At 64.0% G+C, this 6,218-nt stretch carries 4 protein-coding genes; 1 reads left to right on the top strand and 3 read right to left on the bottom strand.

Annotated elements, in window-relative coordinates; all coding sequences use genetic code 11:
* Positions 1-489: 489 nt before the first annotated feature.
* On the bottom strand, positions 490-3,228 hold the full coding sequence (gene secA / locus XcodCFBP4690_RS20445; protein ID WP_104543954.1) for a preprotein translocase subunit SecA: 2,739 nt from the start codon (positions 3,226-3,228) through the stop codon (positions 490-492).
* Between the two features lie 168 nt (positions 3,229-3,396).
* Positions 3,397-4,341 (bottom strand): M23 family metallopeptidase, encoded by a 945-nt coding sequence (locus tag XcodCFBP4690_RS20440; RefSeq protein WP_104543952.1) that lies wholly within the window; start codon positions 4,339-4,341, stop codon positions 3,397-3,399.
* On the opposite strand from XcodCFBP4690_RS20440, the gene XcodCFBP4690_RS20435 reads away from it, so the two are divergent.
* On the top strand, positions 4,342-4,788 hold the full coding sequence (locus XcodCFBP4690_RS20435; protein WP_104543950.1) for a DciA family protein: 447 nt from the start codon (positions 4,342-4,344) through the stop codon (positions 4,786-4,788). It begins immediately after the preceding gene.
* A gap of 302 nt (positions 4,789-5,090) precedes the next feature.
* Here the strand turns inward: XcodCFBP4690_RS20435 and lpxC are convergent, their stop codons facing one another.
* Positions 5,091-6,002, bottom strand: coding sequence for a UDP-3-O-acyl-N-acetylglucosamine deacetylase (gene lpxC / locus XcodCFBP4690_RS20430; protein ID WP_104543948.1), 912 nt, complete (start codon positions 6,000-6,002; stop codon positions 5,091-5,093).
* Between the last annotated feature and the right edge of the window lie 216 nt (positions 6,003-6,218).

The raw sequence follows: 6,218 nt of genomic DNA, 5'->3' as shown, positions 1-6,218 counted from the left end.
CCAGGCGCTGAAGATGATGACCCCGGACGCGGCCTATGCCGCTACATTAACCGTATGACCTGAGCAGAAACCGGTGGGTCATTACACAGGCGGAGAAGCCTGGGTGCCACGGCACAGTTGGCGCCCGCGCGCGACAAGCAAGCGCGTGGCGAACCGTGCCAGGCCGAGGCTGATCGAACTGCACTCATCGAGCTGGTCGACCTCTCTGGCGTCCGTATCGTGTTTTCCAGGCGTTGCCTGGCAACGATGCAGGCCACGCGGTTGCCCGGGAATCGGTAAAACGTACGCGACCCCACCGTGGCATTGCACCCGCCATTCCACGCCTGGACATCAGCAGCTCCACGAATCGCCCCGAATGCAAAGCCCCCCTTGGTAAGGGGGGCGCGCCGAAGGCGCGGGGATCGGAAGCAACACCGTGAGCCCGCTATCCGCGTTGCGGATAGCGGGTGAGCCGCCCGCGTTGCGGGCGGCCCCACGGTCAGCTCAGCATCAGCTGAGCTGACCGTGGCAGTGCTTGTACTTCTTGCCGCTGCCGCACGGGCAGGGATCGTTGCGACCCACCTTGGGCTCGTCGCGGGTGACCTGCGACACCGGTACCGGTGCGTTGCCGCCCTGCATCTGTTCCACTTCCTCGTCGGCGCCGTAACCGCCGGCATCCTGGTGCTGGAACTGCGAGGCCATCAGGCGGGCTTCGGCCTGTCGGCGTTCCTGCTCTTCCAGTTCGGCCACTTCTTCCTCGCTGCGGATGCGCACGCGCGCCAGCAGGTTGATCACCTCGCGCTTGACGTTCTCCAGCATCTCGGAGAACAGCTCGAAGGCTTCCTTCTTGTATTCCTGCTTGGGCTGCTTCTGCGCGTAACCGCGCAGATAGATGCCCTGGCGCAGGTAATCCATCTTGGCCAGATGCTCCTTCCAGCCCTGGTCCAGCACCGTCAGCATCACGTGCTTTTCCAGCGCGCGCATGGTGTCGTTGCCCACCGCCGCTTCCTTCTCGGCAAAGTGCGCATCCACCGCGGCCTGCACCTTGGCGGCGATCTGTTCGGCATCCAGTTCTTCCTGCGTGCGCGCCATCTCGCGCAACGCCAGCTGCATGCCCAGCTCCGATTCCAGCGTGGCCTCCAGGCCTTGCAGGTCCCACTGCTCGTCCACCGAATTGGGCGGCACGAAGCGTGCGACCAGGTCGTAGATCACATCGCCACGGATGCCGTCCACGTTGTCCTTGACCGATTCGGCGTCCAGCAACTCGTCGCGCTGGGCATAGATCACCTTGCGCTGGTCGTTGTTGACGTCGTCGAAGTCCAGCAGGTTCTTGCGGATGTCGAAGTTGTGCGCTTCCACCTTGCGCTGCGCCTTCTCGATCTGCCGGCTGACCAGGCGATCTTCGATGACGTCGTCTTCCTTCATGCCCATCATGCGCATCGCCTTCTGGACCCAGTCCGAGGCGAAGATGCGCATCAGGTTGTCTTCCAGCGACAGATAGAAGCGCGAGGAACCCGGATCGCCCTGGCGACCGGCACGGCCGCGCAACTGGTTGTCGATACGCCGCGATTCGTGGCGCTCGGTACCGATGATGTGCAGGCCACCGGCGGCCTTGACCGCGTCATGGCGGCGCTGCCACTCGGTCTTGACCTTGAAGCGCGCATCGTCGGTGGCGTCTTCGCCCAGCGCGTGATATTCCGATTCGAGCGAGCCACCCAGCACGATATCGGTACCGCGACCGGCCATGTTGGTGGCGATGGTCACCGCGCCCGGCTGGCCGGCATTGGCCACGATGGTGGCTTCGCGCTCGTGCTGCTTGGCATTGAGCACTTCATGCTTCACCCCGGCCTTGCGCAGGTGCTCGGACAGCATTTCCGAGGTTTCGATCGAGGTGGTGCCCACCAGCACCGGCTGGCCGCGCTTGGCGCAGTCTTCGATATCGGCCAGCACCGCATTGAACTTGCCCTTGCGGTTGAGGAACACCTGGTCCGGGTGGTCCTTGCGCACGGTCGGGCGGTTGGTCGGGATCACCACCACTTCCAGTCCGTAGATGCTCTGGAATTCGTAGGCTTCGGTGTCGGCCGTACCGGTCATGCCGGACAGCTTCTTGTACATGCGGAACAGGTTCTGGAAGGTGATGCTGGCGAGGGTCTGGTTCTCGCGCTGCACCGGCACGCCTTCCTTCGCTTCGACCGCCTGGTGCAGGCCGTCGGACCAGCGCCGCCCGCTCAGGGTGCGGCCGGTGAATTCGTCCACGATCACCACTTCGCCATCGCGCACGATGTAGTCCACGTCGCGCTGGTAGATCGCATGCGCACGCAGCGCGGCATTGAGGTGATGCACCACGCTCAGGTTCTGCGCGGCGTACAAGCCATCTTCGGCGTTTTCCAGGATGCCGGCCTGCATCAGCAGTTCTTCGGCATGGCCCATGCCCGCCTCGGACAGATGCACCTGCTTGCCCTTCTCGTCGACCCAGAAATCGCCCTCGCCCTCTTCGCTTTCCTGCTTGGTCAGCTGCGGCACGATGCGGTTGACGCGGATGTACAGCTCCGGCGATTCGTCGGCCGGGCCGGAAATGATCAACGGGGTGCGCGCTTCGTCGATCAGGATCGAGTCCACTTCGTCGACGATGGCGTAGTGCAGCTTGCGCTGGTAGCGATCGGCGCGCGACAGCGCCATGTTGTCGCGCAGATAGTCGAAGCCGAATTCGTTGTTGGTGCCGTAGGTGATGTCGGCGGCGTAGGCGGCGTGCTTGTCGCTGTGCGGCATGCCCGGATACACCACGCCCACGCTCAGGCCCAGCCAGTTATACAGCTTGCCCATCTGCGCCGAGTCGCGCCGCGCCAGGTAGTCGTTGACGGTGACCACGTGCACGCCCTGGCCTTCCAGCGCGTTGAGGTAGACCGGCAGGGTGGCCACCAGGGTCTTGCCTTCGCCGGTGCGCATCTCGGCGATCTTGCCCAGGTGCAGCACCATGCCGCCGATCAGCTGCACGTCGTAGTGACGCATGCCCAGCACCCGGCGGCTGGCCTCGCGGCACACCGCAAAGGCTTCGGGCAGGATCTTGTCCAGGGACTGTCCGTCGGCAAGCCGCTGCTTGAACTCCGGGGTCTTGGCTTGCAGCTCGGCGTCGGAGAGCTTCTCGATCGTCGGCTCCAGCGCATTGATCTGGGTGACGAGGCGGTTGAGCTGGCGCAGCTGGCGTTCGTTACGACTGCCAAAGACACGGGTAAGCAGACTGTTGATCATTGAAGAAACCGGTTGAAAAGGAACGGTTTGACCGACGCCGGTCCCCACAGACCCGACCGCCGTAAACGAAACAGGGCGCACTGCGCCCTGTCGATGGCAACACCCTATTGTAGCTTGGGGCGAGCCCTCACGAATCAAGCACCTCCGCCGGAGCGGGCCATGCCTTCGTCAACCGCGCCCGCGGCGTCCCACCGGCGTATTGGTGTCGCCCAGGAACTTGCGTGGATTGACCACGTGCCCGTCCGCCCATACCTCAAAGTGCACGTGCGCACCGGTGGAACGACCGCTGGAACCGGCCCTGGCCACCTGCTGCCCGGCGCGCACCAGGTCGCCCACCTTCACCACCAGCCGCGAGTTGTGCGCATAGCGGGTGACATAGCCGTTGCCGTGGTCCACTTCGACCACGTTGCCGTAGCCGCCACGCACGCCGGCGTAGCTGACCACGCCGTCGGCCACTGACAGCACCGGATCGCCCACGTTGGCATGGAAGTCCACGCCCTTATGGAAGGCCGAGCCACCATCGAACGGGTCGGCACGACCGCCGAAGCCGGAGGTGATGTAGGTGTTGCGGATCGGCATCCGCGACGGCACCGAATTCTGCTCGAGCTGATGATCGAACATCAGCGAGGCCAGCACGTTCAACTGCTGCCCGGAGGCGGAAAACTGCTGCTCCACCTGCCCAAGGCTTTGCTTGAGCGATTCGACCGGCATGTCGCTGACCGGCTCATCGCCGCCACCGACGCCAACCGGTGCGTCGAAGTCGAACTCGCCATCCTTCAGCTTGCCCATTTCGGTCAGGCGCTCGCCCAAGGCATTGAGACGGGTGGCCTGTGCCTGCAGCTCACCCAGCCGGGCAGCCAGGGCATTGACCTGTGCCTGCGACGCGCGCTGCGCCTGCGCAAGCTCGGTCTGCTGCTGGGCGACCTTGGCCTGCAGCGCGGAATTGGTCACCATGCCGGTGGCGGTGCTCGCACCGACGCCGATCAGCATACCCAGGCCAAGTACGGCCCCGAGCACCAGCATCGGCCGATCTGCCGCAAAGCCCTGGATCTGTTGGGCCACGCGCTGGGCCCGGGTCTGTCGAGATTTGATTACAACTTTCTTCAACGCCATATGAGTGTCATGTCCAAGCCCAAGTCCAACGCACGCAACCCTTCCGCTCCACAGCCGGCGATCGACGCCGCGCTGGGTGAAAAGGCTGGCGACCCCTTGCGTCGAGCCTTGTGGCTCGATGCGCTGGACCGGCAGTTGCGCCCCCTGTTACCGCCTCATCTGGCCACCCGTTGCCGGCTGGCCAATGTCCGAGGCGAACAGCTCGTTTTTCTGGTTGATTCACCGGTCTGGCATGCCAAGGTGCGGCTTGCCGAGACCCAACTACTCGATGCCGCCCGATCCATCGGGCTGAAGGCCACCGCAGTGACCGTCAGAACTGCAAGTGCCGTGCCGCATTCCCCAACGCAGCACAGCCGCAGCCAGCAGCGGCCAGTGTCCGAGGCCACGCACAGGGGACTGCGCGATGCGCTCGCCTCCTTGCAGGACGTCCCACCGACCAAGCGCTGAGACCGGCGGCGTTACGTGACGGCAGTCACCGTGTGAAACACTTGCGAAGACCGCGTTGGCCGCAGGCATGCTAGCGGGCTGGCGCCATCGGGAAGTTAGATAAGCCTTAAATAAAAGTTAAAAATCGACCATAAATCTGATGGAATTCACACTTTGCCTGCCAATTGCGGCATTCCCCGACAGTCGTCCGGTGTGCGACCACAGGCAAACGCTCCGGCAACCGGGGGCGCCGGGGGATCGGACGAACTGGTAGTGGTAGCGGTGGCGCCCGCCAACGCGGCGTTGGCTGGACGATGGGTCGCTCAGGCGTAGACAGGGCTGGCGTAGGTGACCGGCGGTTGCTCGGTGCCTTCCGGGAAGCTGACCCATTCCCAGGCAGCCTGGTCGGCCAGGAGCGCACGCACCAGTTTGTTGTTGAGGGCGTGGCCGGATTTGAAGCCTTCATAGGCACCCAGGATCGCGCCGCCGGCCAGATACAGGTCGCCAATGGCATCGAGAATCTTGTGGCGCACGAATTCGTTGGTGTAGCGCAGGCCGTCCTCGTTGAGCACGCGGAACTCGTCCAGCACGATGGCATTGTCCATTGAGCCGCCCAGGCCCAGGTTGCGCTCGCGCATGTACTCCAGGTCGCGCATGAAGCCGAAGGTGCGGGCGCGCGAGATTTCCTTGACGTATGCCGAGGTGGAGAACTCGATTTCCTGGCGCGATTGCTTGGCCGGGATCATCGGGTGATTGAATTCGATGGTGAAGCCGAGCTTGTAGCCTTCGTACGGCTCGAAGCGCGCGATCTTGTCGCCCTCGCGCACTTCCACCGGCTGCTTGATGCGGATGAAGCGCTTGGCCTTGCCCTGTTCGACAATGCCTGCCGACTGCAACAGGAACACGAACGGGCCGGACGAGCCGTCCATGATCGGCAACTCGGCCGAGGACAGCTCGACGATTACGTTGTCCACACCCAATCCGGCCAGCGCCGACATCAGGTGCTCGACGGTCTGGATCTTGGCGCCGTTGCAGGTCAGGCCGGTGCACAGCGTGGTCTCGGTGACCAGCTCGGCATCGGCGGGCACTTCGACCACCGGCTCCAGGTCCACGCGCCGGAACACCACACCGTGATCGACCGGGGCCGGTCGCAGCGTCATGTACACCTTGTCGCCACTGTGCAGGCCGACGCCGGTGGCGCGAATGGTGTTCTTGAGAGTGCGTTGCTGGGTCATAGGACGAAGTCTGGGGGAACAATGCAGACAGACGCTGAACAGGCTGTCTAATTCGCTGAGGTTAGCCGAATTTTAACAAGTTACGCGTGACGAGAGCTGTAACGCCGCGGTCACGCCACTGCAAAAGCTGCCGGATCGTGACCGATCCGGCAGAAAGGGACATGGCATGGCGGCCCCGACGGAGTCGTCGGGGCTGGACGGGCTGCGCCACCGTGG

Origin of the sequence: Xanthomonas codiaei (assembly GCF_002939785.1) — a bacterium.
GTDB lineage: Bacteria > Pseudomonadota > Gammaproteobacteria > Xanthomonadales > Xanthomonadaceae > Xanthomonas > Xanthomonas codiaei.
The sequence above is the reverse complement of the archived record's forward strand: the minus strand, read 5'-3'. Positions and strand labels throughout refer to the sequence as shown.

What these genes read in the sequence shown, in the direction of transcription:
- secA (WP_104543954.1), bottom strand. Translation starts at nt 3,228, where the DNA reads ATGATCAACAGTCTGCTTACCCGTGTCTTTGGCAGTCGTAACGAACGC.
- XcodCFBP4690_RS20440 (WP_104543952.1), bottom strand. Translation starts at nt 4,341, where the DNA reads ATGGCGTTGAAGAAAGTTGTAATCAAATCTCGACAGACCCGGGCCCAG.
- XcodCFBP4690_RS20435 (WP_104543950.1), top strand. Translation starts at nt 4,342, where the DNA reads ATGAGTGTCATGTCCAAGCCCAAGTCCAACGCACGCAACCCTTCCGCT.
- lpxC (WP_104543948.1), bottom strand. Translation starts at nt 6,002, where the DNA reads ATGACCCAGCAACGCACTCTCAAGAACACCATTCGCGCCACCGGCGTC.